The sequence below is a fragment of the Sphingobium agri genome (assembly GCF_023051225.1).
Classification (GTDB): domain Bacteria; phylum Pseudomonadota; class Alphaproteobacteria; order Sphingomonadales; family Sphingomonadaceae; genus Sphingobium; species Sphingobium agri.
Genome location: NZ_JALKHS010000006.1, coordinates 1,195,099 through 1,220,147, shown reverse-complemented (window position 1 = coordinate 1,220,147; position 25,049 = coordinate 1,195,099). Strand labels below are relative to the sequence as shown.

Below are 25,049 nucleotides of genomic sequence, written 5' to 3'. Positions count from 1 at the left end.
CCCCTGCAGCCATGTGCAAATCCTTTGAGAGGAGTTTTCACTCGACAGCCGCGAAAGCGATTGTCGACTTTTTTACCGAGAGCCCGCATCTTGCGCTGCAACAGAAGCGAGGACGAGCAAGATGCGACCAGACGGAGCGAACCAGATCCACGGCGGGGTTATTCTGCTGCTTTTTGCCGTAGCAACTTTCAGCTTGAGCTTTTTCATGCCGCCGCACGTGGCGCCCGGCCTGGCTCTGCTCAGCGCTGGCTTGGCCGGACTTGGTTTTCCGATTCTCATCGCTGGCTGGATAATTCACGCGATCTGGCATTTGCCCGGAAAAGAAGATGCTATCCGCACGACCGATAAGCCGACGCTGGTGCTCGACGAGCATCGTCAGGCTGAAGGTCGCGCCTGATCAATCCTTCTTCATCGCCGACATTAACGCCTTGAACTGACCAGCCACCCGAACGCGCGCCTCAGCCTGCTCTTCACTCGCTGCGCATGGCGGAGGACAGTTGAGCCGCCGAGCCTCATGCTGCTGTGACAGGAATTCACGGGACATGCGTCGGATCGCCTGCGCCTCCCAATGCTCCAGATGATTAGCAGTCAGCTTTTGCCAAGCGGCGATCTCTGACCAGGAAATTGGGCCTTCGCCCATACCGGCCAGCAACGTGGGGCCGATCTCCAGCCACCATCCGACCAGATAACGATGCGAGACCGGGGGGAGCAAAGGATGCTCACCCCGACTTTTCATCGCCTGCAACCGCGTCACCGGCTCCGGCTTTTTTCCCGGCCCCTTATGCTCAATATCGGGCGCGGTGTTGAGCCAGGCCAACTGGCGGGCATACAGGATTAGTTCGTCGAAGCGGTCCCCGAGAACGGCGCCCAGTCGTTTCCCGCTGCGGTTAGCTGATCGCGGATATAGCCGATCGAGTTGTCGGCATATGCCGCCTTGAACATGTCGCGCGGCGAAGCGAACGTGCCACCTACCTCTGGATGGGGATACTCCCACCCATTGAAGGTGACGGTGATGGCAACCAGGAAGTCGATCTCATCATCGCGGCGATTGTCGATAATTGAGCTTGCGATTTTTCGGGGATTCTTTTCTGCCCGCAACGCCTGCTTGCGGCTGCGTTCCGCATCTGCCTGCTGCCACGTCCTGGAGCCGGGACCGCAAAGAGTGACAGACAGGCGGTTGCCTTCATCATCCAGCAGCGGCGCGCCATCGCCATCCGTCAGTTCTATCTTGGCCGTGTCGGAGACACGGCGCTTCGTGATATCGAAACTCATGGGAAACCTCTCAGGGAAGGGTGCCCGGCCCACCGCCCTGACGGCAGGCCGAGCGTAAGGAAATACTGCTCAGGGGCGTGCTGGATTATTCGGGCGTAACCACCACGACGCCATCGGTCGTCTGATTGACGATCGTGTATTCCAACGTGATCTGGCGAGTGGCGACAGTATTGACGTCGCCATAGTTTTTGGGACCGCCCATGACGAGCGCGCGGGCGTAGATGGTACCTAGATCAGGATGCCCGATCTTCACCGATCCAGGGCTGTCAGAATTGGTCAGCGTATCGACCAGCGTCTGCCCCGCATCATCGGGATCGATGCCGACCGTGATGGTTTGACTACCAAGGTCATATCCACCCTTGCTCTTCCGGGCACCCCGTTCAGCAATGGCATTCCACCTTACCAATTCGTAGATCCGGCTCGGGATTTCGCCAAGATCGCTAACCTCTCCGACGGAAGTGAATGTAAGGGCCTCATAGCCTGCTTTATCATAGGTTGCGGGCGCAGCCGCAGAGAGGCCGAGAACCGTCCCGGCCGACGTATGAACCGTCATGTCAAATCTCCACAAAAAAAGGGCCGCGAAGGCAGCCCTGCGTCATTGCCGGGAGCGGCAATATCGGATCAGTCGGCCTTGTCGGCGCCGGGCTGAGAAACGGGCGCTGCTGCGGGCGCGGGCGCAACAGGCTTCGCTGCAACAGGCTTTGCAGCAGGCTTGCGCGCGCGCGCCTTGGGAGAAGATTTAGCGGGCGCGCGTTCAACCATGCCGGTGGGCTCCAGATCATTGAACTGCTGGAGCGGCATCTGGATCGTCGCGCCCTTCTGATGGGTGGTGCCGTTCAGCGTGATGCGGCGCTTTGCAATGGTTTCGATCATCATCGTGTCTCCGAATATGTGACGCGGAAATCGAGCGGCTGCATGTAGATGCTGGCCGCTTCGTTCATGAAGTCAGGGCCCATTCCGTCCGTGTGGACCGTCACGTTTTCGATGCCAGTCACAGTCGGCATCTGGTCTGCCCCCGCCTTCTTTACCTGTGCCATCACCGCTTTAAGGCTGGGGTAGTCTGCGGCCATAACAGTCGCCTGCACCCGCTCGACCACCTGGCGGCGGGTTCCCGGGTTCGGGATGTTGCGATCTGCGGTGGATACGGACATCAGCGAGATCGCAGGAAGACTGATGCCCTGCGGCAGGATGCCAGCTGCGATGCGGTCAGCAGGAACCAGAGCGATAAGACCCGCGTGAGCCACGAACAGCTTCCGCATGACCATCACACCGTTCATTCTTCCACCTCGGTGAGAATTGCTGGCGCTGTGAGACCGCTTTTGTCCTTCAGATAGGTCCGGATACGATCGCCAAATGCCCTCACGGCATCGTCAGCCCTGGCATCAAGCGCAGGGCGAAGGAATGGCTTCGCAGCTATGCCGGGGTGCATGACGACTCCCGAAACGAACGTGTCGCCAATCTTCAGCACGCCGCCTTCCTCCGAGGAGCCCTCCCGCCGAGCCTTTTGAGTCAGCTTACGGGCCGACAGGTCACTATCCCCCGCCGAAATGAAGTGCGGCCGCACCCCATATTCGATGAAGTGCCCAAGGTAGCTGTGCTGGCCCTTCAACTGGACCTTGATCGTGACGCGCCCATCCTGCTCAACCTTGGGGCTGCTCGTCTTGATAGCTTTAGCAAGCTTGCCACTTTTGCGCGGCGCGTTGGCCCGCGCCTGATCGCGCACCGGCTTCGCTGCAGCGGTCAGGGCAGAGCGAACGGCACCCTTTTGGATGTGCGCCGGGAAGGCCTGAAGGAATGCGGCGAGATCCTTGCCACCCTTCATGCTGATGCTCATGCCGCTTCCCCGTCGGTGCTGATCTCTTCCACCATCAGCTCGATTCCTTCCCGTCGGCCGAGCTCGGCAGGACCAGCAATAATGCGCATCGTCTTGCCGTTGAGCTTGACGCGCATGTCGCCGGTCAGGTCATCCCGGTAGCGCATCCGAACACGGGCGGGGCGGCGCAGGATAGAAATGTTGTCGTCCAGGCTTTCGGCGCGCGAGGGCAGCACGTCACGCACCTGGGCCCAGACCTCTGCAAGGGTTTCCCAGGCGCCCTGTGAGGTGCCATAATCAGGATCCTGCGCGACAGCGCGTCGCTCAATCACGATCAACCGATCGAGCGTGCCAGGGTCTAGGGTCATCAGCGATAGACCCGATAAGGCTGGAGAAGATCGTCGACCGTGGCAGACATGGGGATCGCGTTCGGCGTAACGCTGATGTCGGACGCTGATGTGCGAAAGCGATGCATGTCGCCGACCATCATCAAGATGGCGGCCTTGATCGGCGGAGGCACGGTTTCGTAGCCTGCGCGGTACCGGATGCGCAGGGCGTCGCGCCGCTGTGAGCCGTTTAGCCAGGGCCAACCGGCAGCCGGGCGCTCGATCTCTCCATCGAATAGGTCGAAGGTATCGGCAGCCACCGTATGCCCCACACCGCTTCGATCGAGATATACGACGCTGACGATCTCCACGATCGGCGGTAGCGGCAGCCGGATGATGGCGTCGTCAGGAAGTTCGAGACGCACCTCCAAAACCTGCACTCCGATCGAGCGGCCAAGCCACCCATCTGGACCGCCCACGTGCTGAGTGGCCGCCGCGATCAGGCCTTCAACGAAAGCCTTCTCCTGCTCTCCATCAAGGCGAAGGTGCGCCTTCGCCTCTTCCCAGGTCACTGCTATCGCAGCGGGAGCAACGGCGGCCACGTGCATCATTCAGCCTTCTTCGTCTTGGTGCTGGGCGAAGCTCCCTCTTTCTTGTTGGAGAGCGGCCCTTCGGCCTTCTCAGCGACCTCTTCAGCCAGTCCCCGCGCAATGAGCGACTTGGCATCCCCGTCGTTCAATGAGAATTCCTGTCCCGGACGGATCGCGTCCGGACCGACGGCAGAGATATGCAGGCTGTCCTTCGCTCGCAATTTCATGATCAGTCTCCTTACGGGACGGGCGACCTTCGCCCGTCGCGGAAAGAGGCCCCGGCAACATGCCGGGGCGCTCTGGATTAAGCGGCGGTAGCGGCCGTGACGCTGTCGGAGAAGTCGCCCTTGATGAACGCCTCCGGACGATAGACTGCGAGAGCAAGGCGCTCCTCGGCGCGGATCGTGACGAGGTTCTTCCGGAAGTTGTCGCTGTCCTCGGTCGAAATTTCGACATTGGCATCTTCGCGGTCGAAGATTTGCGCGCCCAGCTTGAACGCGCCGACAAGGTACTTGTCGATCGTCATCGCGGGAGTTTCGACCACCGGCAGGCCCCAGAGAGTGTGACCGGCGAGCCCGCCACCCGGATTGCCGATGATGTGCCGCCCGGTCGTGTCCTTCACCAGCTCGATAGTCGCCCAGTCAGTCGGGTGGAGAACCATTCCGGTAGCGGGATATTCCGCGAGCACCGCCTGAAGCATGGCCAAGCGAAGCACGTCGATCTTCGTGACGGTCGCCGGAATAGTGACCGGCGCCGAGAATGCCGTCGCCTGCGTATAGACGCCGTTCAGATCGGTACCGGTGCCGCCGCCGTTGAGGAGCTGGCCTTCCTCGACATATTGCAGGCCATAGCGCAGGCGTCCATCGATGTAGGACTGAAGCTGCGGGACATCGTCCAGGATCTGCTTCGTCGCCAGCACCCAGTGGGCGATCGTCGTGACAGCAGTCGTCATGAGATCGAACTTGATCTCCGACTGCGGCTTGGCGGCGCCGCTGCTTTCCGACACGGTCGCTGCGCTGTTGGTGAAGCCGGTTTCCTTCACATACTGGATCGCGTTCGAGGTCGTGCGACCCGGCGTGAGAAGATCGCGGATGGTCATCCGGCGCTGCGCCGGCGTAATGATTCCATCCTGACGCTGCGGGATGATCAGGTCGCCCGCCGAGCCGTTAGCATCGGTGGTGAGCGAAGAGATGATCGCCTTCACCGCGATATTGACGCGGCCGCGCCCGCCATTGGCGATGAAGCTCTTCAGCTCTTCGCTTTCGCCGACCTGCTCACCATAAGACTTCTGCCGCTGGGGCTGGTCGTTGCCCTTGCGCGCCATCTTCTGTTCGATGTCGGTCAGACGCGCGGAGATCTCGTTGTGCTTCAGCAACGCGTCGTCCGCTGTTTTCTTGGTATCCTCGGTGACCTTGCCGAGGTTCTTCAGTTCGGCGTTGGTGGTCTCAGCCGTCTTCTTCACCTCATCAGCTGCGGACTTCAAATCGGCGGCCAGCTTGATCAGTTCATTCTCGTCTGCCACGTCGTGTCTCCTCATTCGGCAGATTGCAGGAAGCCGTCGACGGCGGCGCGAAGCGCCTTGACGGCATCGGGATCACTGCCGGACTCACTCCGGAGCAGCGGGGCCAGGCCCTTCGACGCGATCGCCGTGGCCTGGGTCTTCGAGAACCCTGCCTCGCGCAGGAAATCCTCAAATGTGGATAGGGCGGGCAAGCCACCCGAAAGCAGCGCGGATTTCACCGCCTCGACACGCGCGCGCTCATTGGCCGCGAACGTCACGATCGAAACTTCGCGCAGCAACAGTTTTTTGAGGCTGATGATGCCCGGCTTGGTGGGATGCGGATCAGCATCCAGCGTTCGGTAGCCAATGGACAGGCCGTCGAGCGCGCCGCCCATGAGCAGGCCATGAGCTTCTTTCGCGCGGGGCGACGCATCGATCAGCAGCCGACCCTTGACGTACAGCCCCTTACTGTCCTCCGCGATGTCATCCCAGATGCCGATCGGCTCATCCGGGTTGTGCTGCCAGAGCATCTTGACGGAACTGCCCTTGCGCTTCGCGTCGAACAACGACTGGGTGAACGCGCCCGGTTCAACGATCTCGCCATAGCTGTCGATATTGCCGAAGATCGAGCCGTAGCCTTCGATGGTGCCGTTTTCACCGACGGCCTTCATGTCGAGCGGCACGCCGCAGTTTTTCGTCAGAAGCATGGGATCAATCCTCGATCGGTTCACCAGGGGCGGGCTGGACTTTGCGGGGCTGGATCGTGCCCAGCTGATCCAGGGGCACGAGGTTGGACTGCACGGTCAGCACATCGCCGCCGGGCTGCGACGGCAGGTTTTCCTTCGCGCGCATCTCATTGCGCGTCATCACGCCGTTCTGACCCAGCGCCGAATACAACGCTGCTCGGGCGGCGCTATCGGCGGCCAGCAGCCCCTCACGGTTGAACTCCGGCTTGAACTTGCGCCGCTCTTCAGGCGGAAGAAGCTGCTTCCGCGCCGCCTGTTCGATGCTGACGAATAGAGGGTTGAGGCCGGTGGTCAGCCATCCAAGGAAAATCTGCTCGACGCCCGATCCCCACATGGTTTGACCTGCGGACGCATGGCCAATGAGGATAGGCGGCGTGTCGAACCAGCGGCAGACTTCTTCGACATTGCGGCCGCGCGTCTCCAGCAGCTGCGCCTCCTGCGGGTTCATCCGCAACGGCTGAAACTTGAAGTCTTTCTCCAAGGGCATGATCTTGCCGGCCTGATCGGTGCCGGTGAATGCATCGAAGATATTCACCAGGTCGTGCCGCTGCTCCGGGGAAAGGCGGTTCGCGCCGGTTTCCATGAAGCCTGAAATCTGCAATCCGTGCCCAACCAGGTTGGCTGCCGTCCGCTCCGCCGAGAGTGCGCCGCTCAGCGACTGGCACCCCGCCGCCACGGCGGACAGGCCAACGTCCCCGCCCAGCGTCAGTCCCCGAAGGTGGAAGACTTTCTCTTCCGGCAGCTCTTCCCGCTTCCCCCGGTCCGAAAAGGCATAGATCCGCGCACCGCCCGCATTGCGACGGACCCGCATGGTATCCGGTGCGATCGGCGTCAGCGCGGTCGTACGGCCCAATGCGCCTAGCGATTTCTCCGCATAACCGTTGCCCCACAGGTCGATGCATCCGACCATGCCGGCCCAGAATTCATAGGGAGTCTGCTCGGCATTGGGGCTGTCATGGAGGAGGTCATAAAGCCAATGACTCGATTCTTCTTGCCGCCCGTTCCCCGGCTGCTTGCTGTAGAGCGTCATCGGGAGCGAGCCGACCACCCGCGATTTCAGACGAACGCAGGCCCATGCCGCCGCCAGCCCGAGCACACCAGCCTGGTTGATGCGCGGCAGCGGCAACCCGCCATGCGCCCAATAGCGGCCCTGATCATCGCCGTCTCGGCCCGACAGCTTGGCGCGATAGCCATTGATCCAGTCAAAGAAGCCCATCAGGCTGCCTTCATCGCGCTGATGAAATCATCGACGCCGCCGCCTTGTGCAGCCGGGTTCGCCTCCAGCAGCTTGGTGGCATTCAGCCCGGCAATGAACGGGTCGATCTTGGCTTTGCCTGCGGCCTGCTTGGTGATGATCACGGCATTGCCCCTTTGTTCGGCCTTCGCGTTCGACACGCACCAGTTGATGAGTGGCGCGCCCGAATGGGCGGCCATGCGATGTTTCAGTTTCCGCTCCAGCGACCAGACGGCGGAGGCGAGGCGGTAGCCCTGCGTCACCCCGACAACCTGCGGATGTTCCAGACCAATGGCGGCAAGGGCATCGACCAGAGCACCCACACCTTCGGGATCGAGGCCGATCGCCCCCTTCTCCGGCAGCAAGCCGCTGTCCTTCACCTTCTGCACGATCGCCACGATCTCGCGGACATCGCGCTCATCGAGCAGTTCAGGCGGCGGCGTGTCGTCGTCCAGGTCGTCATCATCCAACGTGGGGCCACCATTATGGCCGATGATGACAAGATCACCGTCCCGCTTGAAATCGAGCAGGCGCGGCGCGATTTCGTGCCGCAGCTCCAGCACCTCGCTGTAAACCCATGCGCGGAACCAATAGAGCCAGCGCCTGGTATCCTTCTCCCGGCCTGCGACACACAGCCCGTAAAGATCGTCCAGGCCGCCGCCATCGACGCCGACCACTGCCACTTCACAACGGGCCAGCAGCGCCTCGAGCGTCAGTGTCGAATCTGCAGCCGCTTCCCAATAGTCTGCGCCGCGCCAGCGGTCGGTATGGAGGGCAAGTCCGATCTGGACATTCAGATGCTGGGAGGCCCAGCGCCTTTCCTCCTGCAGCCCCTTATCGACTGCGGCCTGATATTCTTCGATCAGACGGTCGAGCGAGATTGACCGCCCGAGGTTCGGCAGCACCATGTGCCAGTGCCGAGGATCTTGCCAGGGCTTGGCCTGGTCAACCTGCATGGCCTCCGGGAACTCGTACAGCAGTGGCAGCATCCGTGCGTTTGCTATGCGGCCGTCCCGAACCCCCCGCGCATAGTCCAACTCAGTCTTAAAGGCTCCCGCCGGCGCTTCGTCGCTCTGCGTGGTGATGATGACCAGGAACGCTTCAGGGTTTGCGATCATACCGCCGCGCAGCTGCCCGATAACGCGAGAAGCGTAGCTGATCGCTCCCATCAGGTGCAGTTCGTCGATCAGCACCATGACGGGCTTGGAGCCGGTTGCGACCTTCATGTCGAAGGTTTTGATTTTCAGCGTGGCCTTTAGCACCCGATCGTAGATCGCCTTGCGGTGATCGGCGACATGGAAGCGCTGCTTGAGATATGGGTCCGCATCGATCATTCCCGAAGCCTGCTGAAACGCCGTATCGGCAATCTCCTGCGTCGGCCCCACCAGTACGAACTCCGCGCGCGGCCGCTCATTCATCAGCAGCGCCGTCAGGCAGATCGCCGCGCCGTTGGTCGTCTTCGCGTTCTTCTTGGGCACCATGGCCATGACTTCGCGTACCTGACGCTCGCCCTCGACCATCGACCCGAAGATCGCCCGAACAATGTCCCGGCCCCATTCGCCTGCCGCATCAGCCATGAATGGCTGGCCCGGCACGTCCGGCAGCCGCAGGTTGTTGAAGATCGCTACGGCGCGCTCCGCCTCATTGTCGTTGAGCGGCAGCGGCGGGAGAAGTGACTTGCCAGCCTTCAAACGCTCCACCCAATCAGGGCAGGCGAAATTCCACGTCAGTGCTTCAGCAGGTTGGCCCACGGGCTACCCTCATGCGCGCTGTGTGCCTGCTCGATCGCAGCTTCCTTCTTCCCCTTCTTCGGAACCTTCGCCTGCTTTGCGGGCTGGACGGCGTTGCCGATGGCAAGGTCGTGCCGGTCGAGCCGCTTGAACAATTTGTCGATGGCCGAGACGTTGCCGCCGTCGACCTCCTTCACCAGTGCCGAGAGCAGCTTGCCCTCCAGTCTCTGGCGAGCCTCCAACCGAGAGCGCAGCTCACGAAAATAATGCTTCCGTAAAGTCGGCGGTGTGATCGAAAGCGCGGCGGCAATCTGCTCTTCGTTCTTGTCGAAGGCAGCTAAGACCATGACTTTCCTACGGTTTTCGTCAGTCGGGATGTGAGGCGGGCGACCGCGCCGACCGTGACCTTCCGGGATGGGATCACCCAGCAGGTCAAAATCCCAATCTGACATGAAAAAAATCTCCGCGTGGGACAGAAGGCGGTAATAGGGCCGCCGGACCCCTAGACTTTCGACCCACCCCCCCATGTCCGACCCTGCGCCCGCGCCGCCCGAGCCGCCGCCGTCTTCTGCTGGTGATGGGTGAAGCAGAGCAGCTCGACGTTGCTGGCGTCGAGGTTCGCGCCGCCATCCTTCCGCTCGACGATGTGATCAGCGATGATCCGATGCGTCGGCGTCGGGCAGCCGGGCCGCTCGCACCGCGCGCCGCGCTCCCGCTTGATGTCAGCTACCAGCCCGCGCCACTCAGGCGATGAGTAGAACCCTTCGGCCACCTTGGGCGCGGCCTTCACCTTCGCAGGCATCCCGCCGAGGCGGGAACCGAGAGCCTTCAGCTTTCCCATGATCGCGCCTGCAAATGACAACGCCCGGCGAGGCGGGGGCCAAGCCGGGCGTTGTCGAGTTTAGGAGAGGATGCTTTGGGTAGCCATAGGACCGCCCCGAGCGTAGATAGCTATAGGCAGAAACGGGCGGAGAAACGAACAAACATAATTTCACGCCCGCAACTTATAGCGTTTGACATGCGACAGGCGCGGATTTGCTGGCGTTTGCCGCGATAACCACCTTTCGCATCGCCCGCTCATACCGCATCCGAAGCCCATCAGCACCGCGTGTCACGCCCATCGGCTTGCGCAGCTTCATCCATGGCACGCGCTTCTCGCCCCGCGCAAGCGCGCCGATGGCCAGGGCGATCAGCCGCCGGTCGTCGGGCTTGGCGGCCAGCACCCACGCGAACGCCTCTTCCATCATGGCGATGTCCTTCCGCGTGGCGGGCAGCGGCTTCAGCGGAATGTCGGAGCTGTTGCCGAGGTAGCCACGGGCATCATAGTCGCCCAGTTCGCGTTCGCGGATGATGTCCGGCCAGCTGGCCTTCACCCTCAGCCAGCCCGCTTCCCGGTCCGAAAGCCGCTTCATCACGAGCATGGCCTCAACCAGGCGCTCTTCCACATCGGCAAAGCTATACAACCTCCCTTCCTCCCTCTCTTGGGAGGGAGAGATGGGAGGATAAACAATAATAATATCAGTAGTTTGTTCGTCGTGTGGGAGCATGGGAGGAATATCCTGATAATTCAGCGCGCGCGTGCGCGCATGTGTAACGCGCGTGTGCGTGCGCGCCCGTGGGATTTAGTCGAACTCCCTCCCAAACCTCCGAAAGCTCCCAAACCCTCGGAAAACTGCGGAGAATGAGGATATGCAATCCTCCCGCAGTTGGGAGAGAGGGAGGATCAAGGCGGGATGAGCATCATAGTGGCAGCTCGCATCAGATCGGATGATGGGCGAGGGAGAAGGCGCATCGGCACACGCCCTTATTTCCCCACATAAATTTTCGTCATATTGCCTCCCAAGGCTCCCACTCTCCCAAAACGGCGGAAAACTGCCAAAAACGATGGAAAGCAAACCTCCCAACACAGGGAGCGTGGGAGGATCATGGCGGCAGATCGTCATCATCGAAGCTCACCGGAGGGAGTGCCGAGGGGGGCACGGGGGGCCATACTGGCACGACCTGCGGCGCACCCGCCGGCAGACCAGCAGAGGGCTTGTCGGGGTAGCGCGGCGCGGGCAGATCGCTCTCCACCGGCTTCCCATCGCAGACGAAGTCAATCGGATCGAAGCGGAGGGCGATGTCCTGCCACTTCATCGTGTTCGACTTGTTGATCTTGAAGCTCTTGCGCTCCATTTCCTGCCGGAGCTTTTTTGACGACCAAGGTTTCCCGGTCTGGGGCAGGTTCTCAGACCATGTCTGCCAAGCCGCGAAGACCTCGTGCAGGGCCGTAGAGCCGACTGTGTTGCCGGGGTCGCGGGCGACGCACATCGTCAGGAACTGGCCCAGCAGATCGTTATCCTCATGATAGGCTTGCGTGGCCTCAATCATCGCCTCCGGCATCGTCAGGCCTTCGGCGAGGTAAGCCAGCGCGCCCCGGATCATCTGATTGAGGATGCCCGACATCTCGGCCCGCAGCTTCGCCTTGAGCAGAGGATCTTGGCTGTCTTTGGGAATGATGATGGTCCAGGGCACAACCTGCATGCGCCGACGGATGCCGAAGTCGGTGCCGATGCGCGGCAGATTGTTCGCCATCACGGTGTTGGTGAAGGTGATGAGCAGCTCGAAGGCGGGGCCATACAGCTCGCGCACGCCGCCGATCGGTTCGTCGGAGGTGAGCGACTTCACAAGGCCATCGGAGAATTTGGAATTATCCTCCGGCTCGTTGGCATAGACCATGCGACGACCGGCGAGGGCGGCCAGATGCGGCGAGGGGCCGCCACCGTTCCGCTTGAAACCGGAATCCATGAACGTCTCGATGCCGGTCGCCCAGGCATAATCGCCAAGGATGTGCGCGTGGGTCTGGACCCAGACGCCCTTGCCGTTCGACCCCTCGCCGTAGAACAGCGCCATGACCTGCGCGTCTGCGATGCCGAGGGCGTTGTAGCCCGACCATCGCATCAGCCATTCGCGCATATCGTCGGGGGGCTGCACCTGCGCTAGGAACGCGTTGAACTGGGGGCAGTCCGCCGCCGGATCGTAGGCCGCCTTGGCAATCTTTGTGATCTTGTCCTCGCGCCGATGCTCGCGCAGCTCGACACGCGCCGGCGTGTCGCCGTCCGGGCGATGGAAGATCAGCGTGCCGTTCTGGACGTTCAGCGCGAGCGGCTCGGCGTCGAACTCCTCCGGCCGCGCGGAGAGGCGAGGGGGCGCGAGCTTGCGCAGGCACTCGATATGTCCGCTGCTTTCCGAGGTGCGACCCCATGCCGCCAGCTTGTCGGAAAACAGCACGACGTCACCGTTGCTCTTTACCTGAAAGATGAAGTCGTGGCGCGGGCCGTCGTGGCGCGTCTTGCGGGCAAGGCTCCGCTGCAAATACCACATGGCGCTACGGCGGGCGTGGCGCTTTTCCTCCGCCTTCAGAAACTGCTTTTCAGCCCAGCCCGGCTCGCGCTCCTCAGCGTCATCAGGCTCCGTCTCCTCTTCGACCTTATCGGCATCCGGATCGGGCAGATCGCCTTCCTCCGGCGGAAACGGAACGCCGCTGGCGCGAATGTAATCAGCTTCATCCTGTATCAGGCGCATCGTCTCCTGCGCCGCTCGGCCGAACAGGGCGTCCGCCATGCTCCGGTTCCAGCGGGTCCGGTCCCACGCGATGTAGCCAGGCGAAGAGGAGCTTTCCGCCCACGCGGCGACGCAGAAGAAATCCTGTCCGTAGCGCGCGAGGAACCGTTCGAGGTTGCCCAGGTCGGTCATAGGGTAGCGCGCGCATTTCAGCGTCAGCTCAGGGTCTATATCGTCCCCCAGCCCCTTTCGCTCGCTTATGGCCCTGTCCCCTCCCGCGTGGGAGCGTGGTTCGCCATTATCAGTCGAAGGGGGAGGTGCGGAGGCAGAGGCAGAAGGCCGGGATGATCTATGCGGCCGCGCCGCGCGCTGGCGCGCGCGCGACGCGACGTTGGTTAGATCACGGGGAGTTGCCTCCCCGGCGGTCCAGCCGCTGTTGATGGTAGCATGGAGCTGCTGCTCATCATCATCGCCGGGATTGTCGCGGGCGGCTGACTCGATCGCGGTGCGGGCGAACCGGGCATCGATCGCCGGGAAGGGCGTGGAGTTGACCAGCGTGCCGATGTTGAACGCGCTTTCGTTCAGCTGGGCATTGCGCGCGCCGGAAGCGGCGGACCGGATCAGGCGGCACTCTTCTTCCAGCGCCGACAGGCCGTATTTGCGGATAGCGTCCTGCTCCGCCTGGGTGAGGTCGCTGGCCCGGGGCGCATCGGCCGAGATGGACGACGGAGGCATCTGCTGCGGCCGCTCGCCGGCGGGAGCCGCTTTCTTCCCCTTTGATCGCAGGATCTCGACCAGCGACGCCGGGGCGTCCACAGGATCGTCATGCCGGTTCGACAGCCATTCATAGCGGCCCTCGCTGCCATCCTCATGATAAAGGATGCTGGGCGGAGCGACGACATAGCCGCCAAGCCCCCGCACATCGACATGCTTGGGCAGGTTGCCCCGGTTCCGGATCGGCTCGCCGCCGTCGTTCGGTTGCAGCAGATAGACATGGACGCCGCCGCTTTGCGTCATGGCCGTGAGGCTCTTGGGCAGATCGCAGCCCATCTGCTCGATCAGCGCGGCCTTCAGGGTGTCGAGCGTGAACACCTCGCCGGTCGACTCATCGATACGAGGATCGAAGTCCAAGGCGAACAGGCCGTTGCGGCCCATGGCGACGCCAATCATCGCGTTGGGCCATTTCTTCCACCAGCCGGTGATGACCTGTTCGTCGGTCGTCGCATCCTTCACGCCGCTGCCGCCGTAGGGCGACTTGGCTTTCAGCTCGCGCTTCTTCCCGCCGAACGTCTCGACGGTTTCGCTTTTCTCCCGGCATGGAAACACCGGCCAACCCCGGCGGGCATAGCTCAGCGCAGCTTGGCCGAGCGGTGACAATAATGGTGCAGAGCGGTTCACAGTCAAAAAATTCCCCCCGGCAAAGCGCACCCGCTCCCGGTCTATCAGTCGTGCATGTCATGGCGTCGCCGCAGGCTTGGCGAGCGCCTGCGGTTAGAAAGGCACTTCGTCGTCCAGATCGGGCTGCTGCTCGCTGGAGGGGCGGCCGCGATCGGCGTCGGCACGGCCGCCCGCATCATCGCGGCGACGGTCCATCAGGCTGAGCGTCCCGCCAAACTTTGGGACGACGATCTCGGTCACCTTGCGTTCAACCTGCTGGCGGTCGGTATAGCGGCGCGAGCGGATCGTGCCCTCAACATAGACGGCGCTGCCCCTGCGAAGATAGGACATGGCAGTCTTGCCGAGGGCCTCGTTGAAGATCACGACGCGATGCCACTCGGTCGCGCTCTTCCGTTCACCGCTGCCCTGTTCCTTCCAATATTCGGTGGTCCCAACGCTGAGCGTGACGACAGACCCGCCGCGCTGCATGTCGGCGCTCTTCGGATCTTCGCCAAGGAAGCCTATCAGCTGGGCCTTGTTCAGATTGGCAGTCACCACTTTCTCCCTTTTCCGGCGTTCCATGAGGCGACGGCGGTTGCGTCGTCGCGGTAAGCATCCTCGGTCTCGGGGCCGACAGCACCGCAGCCGGCGCATTGCACCCAGGTGGCGACAGCATCTTCAGAAACGCGACGCGTGCGCACGCCCGGCATTCGGCCGCAGCGGCAGCGATTGACCTTGGCCATCATGCAGCCACCTTCAGCGCATCAGCGGCAGCACGTATGCGGCGGCAAGCGGTCTCAAAGTGTGCTTCGTTCTTTTCAATGCCGACGAAGCGCTTACCCGCCTTCAGCGCCGCCACGCCGGTGGACCCTGTCCCCATGAAAGGGTCGCAAATTTCGTCGGCCGCGATGTTGCGGATGATCTTATCCATCACGGCGTCGGGTTTGACGGTCGGATGGTCGAACTGACCGCCGCGCCCAACCTGGCTCATCACGTGCCGTTTCTTGTCGGCCAGCGTCCCCGCCGGATGATAGCCGCGGTTCCATGCGTGGATGTAGATTTCGCTGTCGGCCTGATAATGCTTGTTCGCCATGGGCATGGGGTTGGTCTTGATCCACATGCACAGGGCGAAGCGGTCGAAGCTACCTCGCAGGTATGTCGTTAGCTCGGGCACCTGATCATTGTGGCAAAACACAACAGCTGACCCGCACAGCAGCGGATTAATAATGCTGTGATCAAAACCCTGATCCAGCCCCTCTTCAGCGATGCGGTCAGTATGCCCCCGCTGCGCACGGAACTTGCCCCCGCCCGCCGTTCGGATCAGGTATGGCGGGTCCGTGCAAATCTGGGGGACGAAGCCAAGCGTCGGCAGGACGGTATAGCTATCGCCAAGGATGAGGCGAGCATCCCCTATGGTGACCTCCCGGAGGATCATGCGGGCATCCCGTCATGCTGGACACCATCGAGGAATCGACCCGCAAACTTTTTAGTGGTGAGCAGCGTGTTGTTGCTACCGTTGGCCCAAAGCCGACCGTCCGCCAGCATCTGGCCGCAAGGGACATGCGCCCCCCATTGCTTGAAGAAGAAGGGAACGTCGGCATCATGGCAGTCATCCCGCAGCGTTCTGGGCCATTCCGGGTCCATCGGCCGCGCGCCTGGGCCACTTTCACCGCCGACAACAACCCAGTCGATCTTGCGTATCAGGGTGCCGTCACCGCCATTGCGGCGGCAGCCCGGATCATACCCAAATAGGCTGCTACAGTCGCAATCCCCCCAGCACTCGGGGGTCAGAACTGTCGAGCAGCCGTCCGCAACATCTGTCAGGAAAATCGGACCTAGCATGGGTTCGCAAGAAAGCCACCGGACAGCAGCTGGCGTAGCTAGAAGGTCGGGGATGCGAAGCAGCGCCCGTTCATGATCTTCGACAGAGACACCCAGCCAGATATTGGAAGGCACCTTTAGTTCATTATTGAACGGATGCTGCCCCAGTGTCCCGTCGCCCACCGGCACCATGATCGGCGCTGCGGTTTTCCGGGCCGTCAGATATTCCCGCATCCGATCAGCCCGCTTTGTCAGCACCTGAAAAATGTGCTGCGGGCAAAGCGCCATGACGGCGAAAACCTGATCGATCCACTCATCCGGCACGCTCTCGTGGAACAGATCGGACGTGGAACAGACGAAGATCCGGCGCGGCTTCTTCCAGCCCATCGGCTTCAGCAGTTCCTTGTCATCGAACCGCGTCACACCGGTCCAGCGATGATCCTTGCCCTGCGGCGTGTCGACAATGCGGGCCAGACCCTCTCCCCACTGACCCGGCTGCGAAAAGCGCGCTGCCATGATCTCGGCATAGCAGTTGATGCAACCGGGCGAGTGCCGGGAGCATCCCTTGATCGGCGTCCAGGTCGCATCGGTCCATTCGATCGAACTGCGGTCAGCCATCGATATTGCCCTTCCGCACATCGAAGGACACCGCGACCACCCATGGGTTCGCCTCCCATGCGCCCGCGCCGTTGATGTGATTCCAGAGCAAATGGTAACAAGATTGGGGGTCGTCCGCGCTGAGGACCAGCTCGCCCAGGTCGACATAAGCGGCCTCAGTTTCGGGATGGCGCGTCAAGCCCTCAGCCCACGCGTCGGCCTCGCTGCAATCCTGCAATCTCTCGACCCGAACGTCAGTGACGGTCAGGGTCAGGCGGGAAAGCGCGCGCCGCATGAAGATCGACGGGTTCCACTTGATTTCGCTTTCAGGCGGATATGGCTTGTCGAAGCCGTGGCGGTCGCACTCGGCTTCGTACCCTGAAGCGCGGTAGAGCGTCCAACGGTCGGCATCGCCAACGCAGGTATGAGTTTCCTTGACCCACAGCCGATCGCCTGGACCATAAGGCAGATAGGCATAAAGGCCCTCGCCCCATGCGAATGCCTGCATAGATCCACTGCCCACTATTCGGCTCTTGTCCCATGTGCCATCCCGATATGGGTGATATTCATCGTAGCGACATCCGCTGACCGGATGTGTGTAGAACTCAAAGCCGCGCGGCTTGAACAACCGCCGCGTCTGCGTCTTTCGCCCGGCAAGGAGAGCGCACACCATCGGGGCACTGAAAAGGATAGGCCGATCTGCCATGATTACGCCGCCAGCCTTTCCAGAACCCGTACAACGGGATTGTGGCTGTAGAGGCCGAGCGTCCGTGCGATGCGCGCTGCGCTGCGGGCATGGCCCTCAGCGAGCAGCTCACGCACCTGCGGTTCAATCTCGCGCACCACGGACGCATGAGAGGTGAACCGGCGGTCCTGAGGCTTCGCGGGCAGGGGCCGAATGCCCTTCACGATCCGCGTGCCATCCTTCGAGGGCGAAGATCCCGGCATCGGCTTGCCGAGCCGCTTGGCGATATAGTGCAGATTTTCATCGCCCGGCCCATGTAGGCGGCGGCTTCGCTTCAGCTCCACATGGCCGTTCTGCGCCAGCTCATACAGGCGCCGGGTGACCTTGTTGGGCGTCAGGAAGGTGGCGCGGGCATAGACGATGGTTTCCCCTGCCTTGGCTTCCCGCAGCCACTTGTCGAGCATCGACTCCGCGATGATCATGCCGCCACCGCCAGACCCGCGCGGCGGACATGCTGAATATGGGCAATGCCATCCGCGAGGGCTGCCTGCATCGCCTTGGCCGTGCTTTCGTCCAGACACAGCGACATGCCGCAGCCAGTCAGCACGAAGCCTTGCGGGAACCGGCTATCAGCGATCGGGTGGAACAGCCGACCGGAAGGCAGCGGCCCGCCCAGCGCACCAAGCGGCGGCAATTCGGCGGTGCGATCATCTGAAGGCACCGGAGCCGCATCCTGACAGGGGGATACAGGCGCGGCCGCCGGTGCCTTCTCATCCGCGCCAAGGGCCTGCGACGCGGATGATGTCGTGTCGGCCTCGACCTGGCCGAACATCTCGGGAAGAACGACGCCCTCGGTCATGTTGGCGAGGGCGAGGGCAAAATCGTCGGCGGGCAGCACTTCCCCAATGAGGATGCGCTCAATCATCATGCCGCTGTTCAGGGGATGACGGCCCGGCTTAGGCTTGGCGACCAGATCCTGATGCTGCATGATCCAGTCCGCGAGGGCGAGGGAGCCGACACTGCACAGCCGATCATCCCAATAGCCGCGATGCTTGACCGCGCAGGCGCCGATCAGCTCGCGCCCGCCAGCAAGGGCACCCCACCCCGCAGGCACGACGGCCTCGATGGAGAAATGACGATAGTTGGCGAAATCCGTCATGCGTTCGCTCCCTTCAGTTTCGCGGAGAGTTTCAGGCGCAGCTGCGCCGATGTGCGGTCCAGCCCATCCAGCTCGCGCAGAGCGGCCATGGCTTCCTGTTCGGTGACATCGCGGCCGCCGTCGCCGGTGGTGGCGACCGCTTCGGACACGGCGCGGGATACATCGCCCAGCTCGCCCGCCAGCTCCGCGACGGTCAGCATCATGCCGTCCGCGTCGTCGTCGCCCTGCGGCAGCGGCACGAACACGCCGCCGCGCCGGCGGCAGAGCCAGCTGGTGACATGCGGCCAGCCGGGCATGCCGACGGTCCGATCTTCAAGCGCGTCGATCAGGTCGAGCGTGGGCGATTCCGCCACATTGGCGAGGCCCATATCGCTGATCTTCTGCCGCCGGACTCCGGTTTCTTCCGCTGCAGCGTCCTGACCGCCAAAGCTCTTCACAAGCGCTTTGAACGATGCCTTTCCGGACTGCTGTTCCGGGGTGAGGGCAAGGGACCGGCTCATGCGGGCAGCCCTCCGGGGGCACGGCGACAAATATTCACAACCAGGCTGTGAGCCGCGCCCCCTTCGGCTATCGTGCGGCTGTCAAACCCAGCACGAAGGAACAATTGAGTGTCGGAAACAGCACCTGAAGCGGTCACAGCATTCCACTTGGTGGTGGCGATGCTGCGCGAGCTTGATGAGCGCTTAGGCCCCGAGTTCAGCGACACAATTAAGCGGCGCGTGGTGGCGGTCCGGGACGACTTCCGCGCCGAGGGCAGCGATATCGATGCGGATGCGTTGACCGAAGGTCTGGATTGGCTCGACACCATGATCAAGAACCCTTCTTCATGATCTGAGCGATGTCGGCTTCCAGCTCGCTTACCCGGCGGGAGAGGGCGGCAGAACGCTGCTTTTCGGTGCACAGCGCGGAGCCGATCGCTAGAAAGGCTGCCCGCAGATCCGCCTCATCAGCCGCCGCATTCCCGATCATGGCGCACGCCGCTTCGATGCGCTGAAGCTCGACCCGCTGCGCCTTCTGCGACGGGAAAGCGTTCGGTTTGTTGGGTTGGGCGGCTGCACTCGGCAGCCACGCGATCGGTTTGAAGCGCTGCATCACGCCGCCTCGCTTTCCGGGGCGGCAAAGTTCCGCTTTTTGCCGGGAGACGCTGATGTATCGCCGGTTTTATCTGCGGCCTTGTCGATGTTGCTGAGGTCGACGCCCAAGCGGGCTGCAAGAGAGTTGATTCCCTGCATTCTCCACTTTGGAATGCGGGCGCCTGTCTTCCAGCTCGAAACCGTTGAGGGAGGAAGCTCCAGCTCGCGGGCGACGGCGCTTGTTCCTCCAAGCGCGGCGATGATGTCGGATGCGGTAGCCATAACGGCGAATTACGAAAACCGTAATTCATTTGCAAGCGAGAAATTACGATGTTCGTTATCGACCCAGAGTTACGATTTCCGCAATGTCGCCTGGTGCTTACTCACGACCAACTCCTAAATGAACTCAGGGCGCAAATCGCTGCCAAGAAGTTTTCCCAGAAACGCTTGGCGGACCATCTCTCCATCGCGCCTGCGAGGGTTACCGAGATACTGAAAGGCGGCCGCCGCATTCAGTCACAGGAGATGCCTCGCCTTGCACAATGGCTTGGACTTTCAGACGAGAGCGAGGCTCAGCGCCAGTTTGTGCCGGAGGGCGCGATGCCGGTTGCTGCCGTGCCGCTGCTGGGGGAGGTGCCGGGAGGGAACTGGAGAGAGGCCATTCGCAACACCCACCACTTCATCCAGGCGCCTGAACCAAATCTGCCAAGGTTCGCCTACGCGTTGAAGGTCGTCGGCGATTCGATGGATAAGATCGTTAAGGATGGGGCGACGATCATCGTCGATCCAGAGGATCAGGATCTCTTTGACAAGTGGCTTTATGTCGTGCGGAACGGAGAGGGCGAGGTAACCTTCAAGCAGTATCGTGAGAAGCCTGCGCGGCTCGTGCCCTGTTCAGCCAATCCCGATCACAAAGTGATACCCATAACCGATCGCGATTACGAGATCGTGGGCCGCGTGGTGCTGATTACAATGAGACCCGATCAAGCCGCTCTAGACTGAGCGCACTCAGTCCGAATCTCGACCTCGCCGGGAACGGTGACAAAAAATCGCCCCCATTCGTCGTAGCTGCCAAGCTCGCGAGCTATCAGGTCGCGCCTGACCTTTTCCCGGCATGAGCGCCACGGGCCTACCGGAGTTGCGAAACACAGGGCGCGATACCAGACAATTTTTTCCATGCGATCTCCGAATCGAACAGGATCTCACTGGAACAAAAATGGAACATAGGGCAAGCCTTCGGGCCTGAAATTCTGTGGATAACGCTCGTCGGCTTCCAACCTGCGCGAAGGATTACGATTTTCGTATTGACGTTGGATTACGAAAAACGTAATTCACCTCTCGTCGTCAACGGGAGGTAACAGTGTCCCACATCGAACTGAATGCACATGGCGTGCTGCTGGAGGCCCGCCGGGCTGAGGCCAACGCTCTCGCCTACATGATCGTATCGCTGACGGCGCTTTTGCTGGCAGTCGCGCTCGTAGCCTGGGCGATTTGGGCATGAGCGGCGCGCATCTTTCCTCGCTCGGCATGGCTGGCCTGCACCTTGAAATGGTGACCGGCCATGTTTCTAGCCTCGCCGCCCGCGCCGCGCAGAACACCAGCCTCGTGGATCAATATTCCGAGGAGCTGGAAAACCAGGCCATGGCGCGGGACGCTTTCCGCGCCGAGCTGGAGCGTGTCACTGGCCTGCCTGCCGACCTGATCAAGCGGAGGTTGTCGCTATGATCACGATCATCCATGGCCCGATGGGATCGGGAAAGACTTTCCACAAGCAGGCCTTCGCAAATCAGTTTGGCTGCACGCATATCGTGGAAGACTGGCTTCCGACTATTCATGAGGTTCCCGAAGACGGCCGCCTGGTGCTGACCTATCACAGTCCGGAAGAGATCAAGCGAGCAATCCGCCTTGATCGACCTCAAGCCGATATCCGCATCATCGACATCAGAACGGCTCGCAGTCTGATCGGCGCGGCCCCTTCCGCGCCCGACCGGACGCATCGTGTCGATCTGGAGGGCTGAACATGCCTCAGCGGAAGGCTCCGGCCTGGACTCAACAGGAAATCGCCATCCTTCACGACGTCTATCCGCGCGAAGGCATCAATGGCGTCACTGATCTGCTGCCGGAGCGCAACTGGCAGGCAATCTATGTCATGGCGAACAAGTGCGGTCTGCGATCGTCAGTGGTCCCCGCCGCGCCCGCTCCCATCCTCGCCGGCGAACAGCTGGAAGAAGCAATCCGCCTTCGAGAAGAGCAGGGCTGGTCCTTCGCCCGCATTGGCGCGACATTCGGTATTAGCGAAGCCGGCGCATCTAATGCCATCCTGATCGCTCTCTGCCCGCGCAAGGGCTTCCGTCCGGCCGAACGTGACGAGAAGGGACGGTTGACGGCTCAGGGATTGGAGCGCCTGCGCCTTGCCCTGCGGAGAGGCATGAAGGCTGTCGATATCCAGCTGCAACTGGGCCTCAGCGCAGGCCGCGTCGCGGAGGAGCGCCGCCGTTACAGCGCCGACCTGAAGGCGCGTGGCAAGGCACCGTTGCCGCCCGCTGGCGGTGGCGCGGCCTATTCCGGCGCGAAGCTAAGCCGCCAGCAGCGCGCAGAGGTCGAAGCGCTGTTGCTGCAGGGCTTCGGAGCGAAGATCGTCACCGAACGTACCAGCGCGAGCAACACGACAGTCGGGCGAATCCGTAACCGCCTGGTCAAGAAGCTGGCGCGCAAAGGCGAAACCCTGCCCGGCTGCGACCGGGACGGACGACGCATCGCCGCAGCGAAGCAATCGCGCCACTACATACCCGCGGCATCCCTTGACGAGCTGCGCCGGCGCATCCTTACAAGGGAACCTGTCGCCCGAGCCGCGCAGGATCTGGGTATCGGTGGCAGCACCGCGTATCGGCTCCGGGACGAAATCGCCGCCGAATTGGCCGCGCGGGGCGAGCAGCTGCTGCCTCCGATAAGGCGGGGCCGCAGCAGCGAAGCTCGCTCGCGGTCCAAGGCCGCGCAATGGCTCCCTGCCGATCGTCGGCAGGAATATCGCAACCTCGCGCACGAACACGGTCATGCCGTGGCGAAGGACATCATGCTTGCTCGCATGGCCGAGGAGCGCCGCGCAGAAGCCAGCCGGCCCCGCACCTTCGAAGAGCAGCTCGCCCGCGTCGCCGCCGGCAAAGCGACGATCGCGCCCGTCTTCCGTCCGAGCAAGGTGCTACCCGACGCCACCTTGGGCGGCGTCGCCACCGGCATGATTGGAGGCTGATATGAGCGGTCTCATTGAATTCACCGCTCTGGCACGTGAGGCTGCAGCCGCCATCGAGCGTCGGGAGCAGCAATATCCTGCGCTCATAGACGCGGGCAAAATATCGGCTGAGCAAGCAGCGCGGGAGATCCGCGTATGGCGCTCCATTGCTGCAGACTGGCATTGGGTCGTGACGCTGGAGCGACAGGATGCCGCCGCCGCGACGCTGGAGGAGAAGGTCGCTGCTCTGGAGGATAGCACCCGGCGTGCCGAGCGGGCATTGCGCCGAGCCTTCGAGGCGGCTGACAGGAGCGTGCGGGAAGCATGGCGGCGTGACATGCCGCTCACCGAGATCGCTGATCGGTATGGCGAGACAGCCGCACCCTTTCTCGGGGAGTGGGATCGCTACTGGCGATTCGCGGATCTGCTGGAATGGTACCGCCGCGACCTCCCCGGCAGCGATCGATTCGGTATCGCTCACTTCGTTGAGCGGCACATCCAAGGCGCACGGCAGGTTCAGGCGGCAGCGTGACTGGCTTCAGCATCCTCGATCTTGCTCTAGCCATTGCCGAAGACATGGCGGCAGAGGATGCTGCTCGCGAGTTCGAATCACAGAGAGACTTCACCCATGAGCTGGGCACCGGAAGGCACCCGCGTCGCAATCTATGCGCGCTTCAGCACGGACATGCAGAACGCCCTAAGCGCCGAGGATCAGATCAGGCTCTGTCGAGCCTACGCTGAACGGCATGGCTGGCAGTTCGTCGACGCCTTTTCGGACGCGGCCATTTCAGGACAGAACAAGCACCGCCCCGGGTTGAACGCGATGCTCGCGGCCGCCGATCGGCGCGACTTCGATATCGTCCTTTCAGAATCGCTCGACCGCATCGCCCGCGATCTAGGCGACACGGCGGAGATCTATCGACGCCTGGAGTTCGCCCGCGTCGCGCTGTTCACCTGCGCCGACAACCGAGTGACCGAACTGCATATCGGCTTCATCGGCACGATGAGCGCTCTCTATGTGAAGGAGCTAGGCAGCAAGATCCGCCGAGGCGGGAAGGGGCAGGTCAGCCGAGGGCGCGTGCCGGGCGGCCGCTGCTATGGTTATGACGTTACGCCGATCGTCAACAGCGATGGATCGGTCGAGTTCGGGCACCGCGCCATCAATGAGGAAGAGGCCGGGATCGTCCGCCGGATCTTCCGGGAATATGCCGAAGGCGTCCCGCCTCGCACGATCGCGCACAAGTTGAACGCAGAGCGCATCCCTTCGCCGCGCGGCACCGAATGGCGCGCCAGCACCATCAATGGGTCGGCAGCGCGCGACTATGGCATCCTGCGCAACCCGATCTATGTCGGCCGCATCCGCTATGGCCGCGTCCGCATGGTTCGCGACCCTAATTCCCGCAAGCGCCTGTCGCGGGTCGATGCCCAGCCGGACATTGTCGAGGGCGAGGCACCACACCTGCGCATCATCGACGACGCGCTCTGGTCAATTGTCCAGGAGCGGAAAGAAGATCTCGCCCATGTGCCTTTCCACCGCCAGCGTCGCGCGCGGCATGTGCTTAGCGGCCTTGTCAGGTGCGGATGCGGCGGCACCTATACCGTCGTGTCAAAGGACCGTTGGGCCTGCTCCCGACACAAGGAAGCCGGCACCTGCGACAATGGCAGGCGCATATCCACCGGCCGCCTCGAAGAGCGGGTGCTGTCCGGCCTTCAGGATCGACTGCTAGATCCGGAGATCATCAGCGCCGTGGTGAAACGCTATCATGATGCGCGCAGCCAGGCGCGGGCAAAGCTTCAGTCGTCGCGCTATCGAGCGGAGGAACGGGTCGAGCAGCTGAAGGGCGAGATCCGCAACCTGGTCAACGCGATCGCCGCCGGCGCCGACATGGACGAAGTGAAGGAGGCGCTGAAGGACCGCAAGGCCGCGCTCGCGTCCGCCGAAGCAGCCTTAGCCGAGCATGAAGCCGTCCCGGCGATCATCCTGCATCCGCAGATCGTCGAGGCCTACCGTCGCAAGATCCGCCAGCTTGGCGATGCGCTCACCAGCGGCGAGCAAGCACAGAAATATCTGCCGATGATCCGCGACCTGGTCGAGGCCGTGATCGTGCGGGATGATGAGAACGCGCCCGATCGCGCGTCTCTGGAGCTGGTCGGCAATTTGTCGGCAGTGCTTGCCATCGCGACAGGGAAGCCTGTGCCAAAAAAGCGGACTGTAAAGGTGGTAGCGGAGGAGGGACTTGAACCCCCGACACGCGGATTATGATTCCGCTGCTCTAACCAGCTGAGCTACTCCGCCCCATGGGCTGCGCGGGGCGTGGCCCCTGCGGTGGGCGCGCTATAAGCAGAGCCGCTA

The 25,049-nt window shown here is 62.4% G+C and carries 35 protein-coding genes, 1 tRNA gene and 1 pseudogene; 9 read left to right on the top strand and 28 right to left on the bottom strand.

Annotation, left to right across the window (positions count from 1 at the left end; translation table 11 throughout):
* Positions 1-121 precede the first annotated feature (121 nt).
* Entirely contained in the window at positions 122-397 is a 276-nt protein-coding gene (locus tag MU848_RS09340) for a hypothetical protein (RefSeq protein WP_247231354.1), read from the top strand.
* On the opposite strand, the gene MU848_RS09335 is transcribed toward MU848_RS09340, so the two are convergent.
* From MU848_RS09335 to MU848_RS09215, 25 genes are all read right to left on the bottom strand, one after another.
* Positions 398-817: a phage tail assembly chaperone gene (locus MU848_RS09335; RefSeq protein WP_247231352.1), complete on the bottom strand. Its 420-nt coding sequence runs from the start codon at positions 815-817 to the stop codon at positions 398-400.
* 17 nt (positions 818-834) lie between these two features.
* Positions 835-1,272: a hypothetical protein gene (locus tag MU848_RS09330; RefSeq protein ID WP_247231350.1), complete on the bottom strand. Its 438-nt coding sequence runs from the start codon at positions 1,270-1,272 to the stop codon at positions 835-837.
* Positions 1,273-1,357: 85 nt separating this feature from the next.
* On the bottom strand, positions 1,358-1,825 hold the full coding sequence (locus MU848_RS09325) for a hypothetical protein (protein ID WP_247231348.1): 468 nt from the start codon (positions 1,823-1,825) through the stop codon (positions 1,358-1,360).
* Between the two features lie 68 nt (positions 1,826-1,893).
* Positions 1,894-2,148 carry a hypothetical protein gene (locus tag MU848_RS09320; protein ID WP_247231346.1) on the bottom strand — a complete coding sequence of 85 codons (255 nt, stop codon included), beginning with the start codon at positions 2,146-2,148 and terminating at the stop codon, positions 1,894-1,896.
* Entirely contained in the window at positions 2,145-2,549 is a 405-nt protein-coding gene (locus MU848_RS09315; RefSeq protein WP_247231344.1) for a hypothetical protein, read from the bottom strand. Before MU848_RS09315 ends, MU848_RS09320 begins: the two co-directional genes overlap by 4 nt.
* Entirely contained in the window at positions 2,546-3,106 is a 561-nt protein-coding gene (locus tag MU848_RS09310; RefSeq protein WP_247231342.1) for an HK97-gp10 family putative phage morphogenesis protein, read from the bottom strand. The genes MU848_RS09315 and MU848_RS09310 overlap by 4 nt, the downstream gene beginning before the upstream one ends.
* Positions 3,103-3,453 carry a phage head closure protein gene (locus MU848_RS09305; RefSeq protein WP_247231340.1) on the bottom strand — a complete coding sequence of 117 codons (351 nt, stop codon included), beginning with the start codon at positions 3,451-3,453 and terminating at the stop codon, positions 3,103-3,105. Before MU848_RS09305 ends, MU848_RS09310 begins: the two co-directional genes overlap by 4 nt.
* A complete protein-coding gene (locus tag MU848_RS09300) occupies positions 3,453-4,022 on the bottom strand; it encodes a head-tail connector protein (protein WP_247231338.1) in 570 nt (189 codons plus the stop codon). The genes MU848_RS09305 and MU848_RS09300 overlap by 1 nt, the downstream gene beginning before the upstream one ends.
* Positions 4,019-4,228, bottom strand: a complete 210-nt coding sequence (locus tag MU848_RS09295; protein ID WP_247231336.1) for a hypothetical protein — start codon at positions 4,226-4,228, stop codon at positions 4,019-4,021. Before MU848_RS09295 ends, MU848_RS09300 begins: the two co-directional genes overlap by 4 nt.
* Positions 4,229-4,305: 77 nt before the next feature.
* Positions 4,306-5,523 carry a phage major capsid protein gene (locus tag MU848_RS09290; RefSeq protein WP_247231334.1) on the bottom strand — a complete coding sequence of 406 codons (1,218 nt, stop codon included), beginning with the start codon at positions 5,521-5,523 and terminating at the stop codon, positions 4,306-4,308.
* An 11-nt stretch (positions 5,524-5,534) separates the two neighbouring features.
* Positions 5,535-6,209: an HK97 family phage prohead protease gene (locus MU848_RS09285; protein ID WP_247231332.1), complete on the bottom strand. Its 675-nt coding sequence runs from the start codon at positions 6,207-6,209 to the stop codon at positions 5,535-5,537.
* Between the two features lie 4 nt (positions 6,210-6,213).
* On the bottom strand, positions 6,214-7,464 hold the full coding sequence (locus tag MU848_RS09280) for a phage portal protein (RefSeq protein ID WP_247231330.1): 1,251 nt from the start codon (positions 7,462-7,464) through the stop codon (positions 6,214-6,216).
* Positions 7,464-9,233, bottom strand: a complete 1,770-nt coding sequence (locus MU848_RS09275) for a terminase large subunit (protein WP_247231327.1) — start codon at positions 9,231-9,233, stop codon at positions 7,464-7,466. Before MU848_RS09275 ends, MU848_RS09280 begins: the two co-directional genes overlap by 1 nt.
* Positions 9,209-9,559 (bottom strand): hypothetical protein, encoded by a 351-nt coding sequence (locus MU848_RS09270; RefSeq protein ID WP_247231325.1) that lies wholly within the window; start codon positions 9,557-9,559, stop codon positions 9,209-9,211. Before MU848_RS09270 ends, MU848_RS09275 begins: the two co-directional genes overlap by 25 nt.
* 155 nt (positions 9,560-9,714) lie before the next feature.
* Entirely contained in the window at positions 9,715-10,053 is a 339-nt protein-coding gene (locus MU848_RS09265) for an HNH endonuclease signature motif containing protein (protein ID WP_247231323.1), read from the bottom strand.
* 163 nt (positions 10,054-10,216) lie between these two features.
* Entirely contained in the window at positions 10,217-10,675 is a 459-nt protein-coding gene (locus tag MU848_RS09260; RefSeq protein ID WP_247231321.1) for a hypothetical protein, read from the bottom strand.
* A 460-nt stretch (positions 10,676-11,135) separates the two neighbouring features.
* Positions 11,136-14,153, bottom strand: a complete 3,018-nt coding sequence (locus tag MU848_RS09255; protein ID WP_247231319.1) for a phage/plasmid primase, P4 family — start codon at positions 14,151-14,153, stop codon at positions 11,136-11,138.
* Positions 14,154-14,246: 93 nt separating this feature from the next.
* On the bottom strand, positions 14,247-14,687 hold the full coding sequence (ssb, locus tag MU848_RS09250; protein WP_247231318.1) for a single-stranded DNA-binding protein: 441 nt from the start codon (positions 14,685-14,687) through the stop codon (positions 14,247-14,249).
* The gene (locus MU848_RS09245; protein WP_247231316.1) at positions 14,684-14,878 is read right to left on the bottom strand and encodes a hypothetical protein; all 195 of its coding nucleotides are present in this window, start codon (positions 14,876-14,878) and stop codon (positions 14,684-14,686) included. Before MU848_RS09245 ends, ssb begins: the two co-directional genes overlap by 4 nt.
* Entirely contained in the window at positions 14,875-15,567 is a 693-nt protein-coding gene (locus MU848_RS09240; RefSeq protein WP_247231314.1) for a site-specific DNA-methyltransferase, read from the bottom strand. Before MU848_RS09240 ends, MU848_RS09245 begins: the two co-directional genes overlap by 4 nt.
* A complete protein-coding gene (locus tag MU848_RS09235; RefSeq protein WP_247231312.1) occupies positions 15,564-16,571 on the bottom strand; it encodes a DUF5131 family protein in 1,008 nt (335 codons plus the stop codon). Before MU848_RS09235 ends, MU848_RS09240 begins: the two co-directional genes overlap by 4 nt.
* Positions 16,564-17,256: a hypothetical protein gene (locus tag MU848_RS09230; RefSeq protein WP_247231310.1), complete on the bottom strand. Its 693-nt coding sequence runs from the start codon at positions 17,254-17,256 to the stop codon at positions 16,564-16,566. The genes MU848_RS09235 and MU848_RS09230 overlap by 8 nt, the downstream gene beginning before the upstream one ends.
* Positions 17,257-17,258: 2 nt before the next feature.
* On the bottom strand, positions 17,259-17,717 hold the full coding sequence (locus tag MU848_RS09225; protein WP_247231308.1) for a hypothetical protein: 459 nt from the start codon (positions 17,715-17,717) through the stop codon (positions 17,259-17,261).
* Complete coding sequence (locus MU848_RS09220) at positions 17,714-18,394, bottom strand: hypothetical protein (protein ID WP_247231306.1); 681 nt, start codon at positions 18,392-18,394, stop codon at positions 17,714-17,716. Before MU848_RS09220 ends, MU848_RS09225 begins: the two co-directional genes overlap by 4 nt.
* Positions 18,391-18,894 carry a phage regulatory CII family protein gene (locus tag MU848_RS09215; RefSeq protein WP_247231304.1) on the bottom strand — a complete coding sequence of 168 codons (504 nt, stop codon included), beginning with the start codon at positions 18,892-18,894 and terminating at the stop codon, positions 18,391-18,393. Before MU848_RS09215 ends, MU848_RS09220 begins: the two co-directional genes overlap by 4 nt.
* A gap of 108 nt (positions 18,895-19,002) precedes the next feature.
* Here MU848_RS09215 and MU848_RS09210 point away from each other — a divergent pair, with 108 nt between their 5' ends.
* Positions 19,003-19,224 (top strand): hypothetical protein, encoded by a 222-nt coding sequence (locus tag MU848_RS09210; RefSeq protein WP_247231302.1) that lies wholly within the window; start codon positions 19,003-19,005, stop codon positions 19,222-19,224.
* On the opposite strand, the gene MU848_RS09205 is transcribed toward MU848_RS09210, so the two are convergent.
* Complete coding sequence (locus MU848_RS09205; protein ID WP_247231301.1) at positions 19,205-19,486, bottom strand: hypothetical protein; 282 nt, start codon at positions 19,484-19,486, stop codon at positions 19,205-19,207. The two genes, MU848_RS09210 and MU848_RS09205, sit on opposite strands and share 20 nt — an antisense overlap.
* Positions 19,486-19,749, bottom strand: a complete 264-nt coding sequence (locus tag MU848_RS09200) for a helix-turn-helix domain-containing protein (RefSeq protein ID WP_247231299.1) — start codon at positions 19,747-19,749, stop codon at positions 19,486-19,488. Before MU848_RS09200 ends, MU848_RS09205 begins: the two co-directional genes overlap by 1 nt.
* Positions 19,750-19,797: 48 nt before the next feature.
* On the opposite strand from MU848_RS09200, the gene MU848_RS09195 reads away from it, so the two are divergent.
* From MU848_RS09195 to MU848_RS19130, 7 genes and pseudogenes are all read left to right on the top strand, one after another.
* Positions 19,798-20,469: a LexA family protein gene (locus tag MU848_RS09195; RefSeq protein ID WP_247231297.1), complete on the top strand. Its 672-nt coding sequence runs from the start codon at positions 19,798-19,800 to the stop codon at positions 20,467-20,469.
* 358 nt (positions 20,470-20,827) lie between these two features.
* Positions 20,828-20,968, top strand: coding sequence for a hypothetical protein (locus MU848_RS09190; protein WP_247231295.1), 141 nt, complete (start codon positions 20,828-20,830; stop codon positions 20,966-20,968).
* The gene (locus MU848_RS09185) at positions 20,965-21,192 is read left to right on the top strand and encodes a hypothetical protein (protein ID WP_247231293.1); all 228 of its coding nucleotides are present in this window, start codon (positions 20,965-20,967) and stop codon (positions 21,190-21,192) included. Before MU848_RS09190 ends, MU848_RS09185 begins: the two co-directional genes overlap by 4 nt.
* The gene (locus MU848_RS09180; protein ID WP_247231291.1) at positions 21,189-21,485 is read left to right on the top strand and encodes a hypothetical protein; all 297 of its coding nucleotides are present in this window, start codon (positions 21,189-21,191) and stop codon (positions 21,483-21,485) included. Before MU848_RS09185 ends, MU848_RS09180 begins: the two co-directional genes overlap by 4 nt.
* A gap of 2 nt (positions 21,486-21,487) precedes the next feature.
* A complete protein-coding gene (locus tag MU848_RS09175) occupies positions 21,488-22,717 on the top strand; it encodes a hypothetical protein (RefSeq protein ID WP_247231289.1) in 1,230 nt (409 codons plus the stop codon).
* Between the two features lies 1 nt (position 22,718).
* Positions 22,719-23,228 (top strand): hypothetical protein, encoded by a 510-nt coding sequence (locus tag MU848_RS09170; RefSeq protein WP_247231288.1) that lies wholly within the window; start codon positions 22,719-22,721, stop codon positions 23,226-23,228.
* Positions 23,229-23,285: 57 nt separating this feature from the next.
* A pseudogene (locus MU848_RS19130) lies at positions 23,286-24,395 on the top strand (recombinase family protein); the annotation flags it as partial.
* Between the two features lie 520 nt (positions 24,396-24,915).
* On the opposite strand, the gene MU848_RS09160 reads toward MU848_RS19130, so the two are convergent.
* Positions 24,916-24,992 (bottom strand) — tRNA-Met (locus MU848_RS09160).
* Between the last annotated feature and the right edge of the window lie 57 nt (positions 24,993-25,049).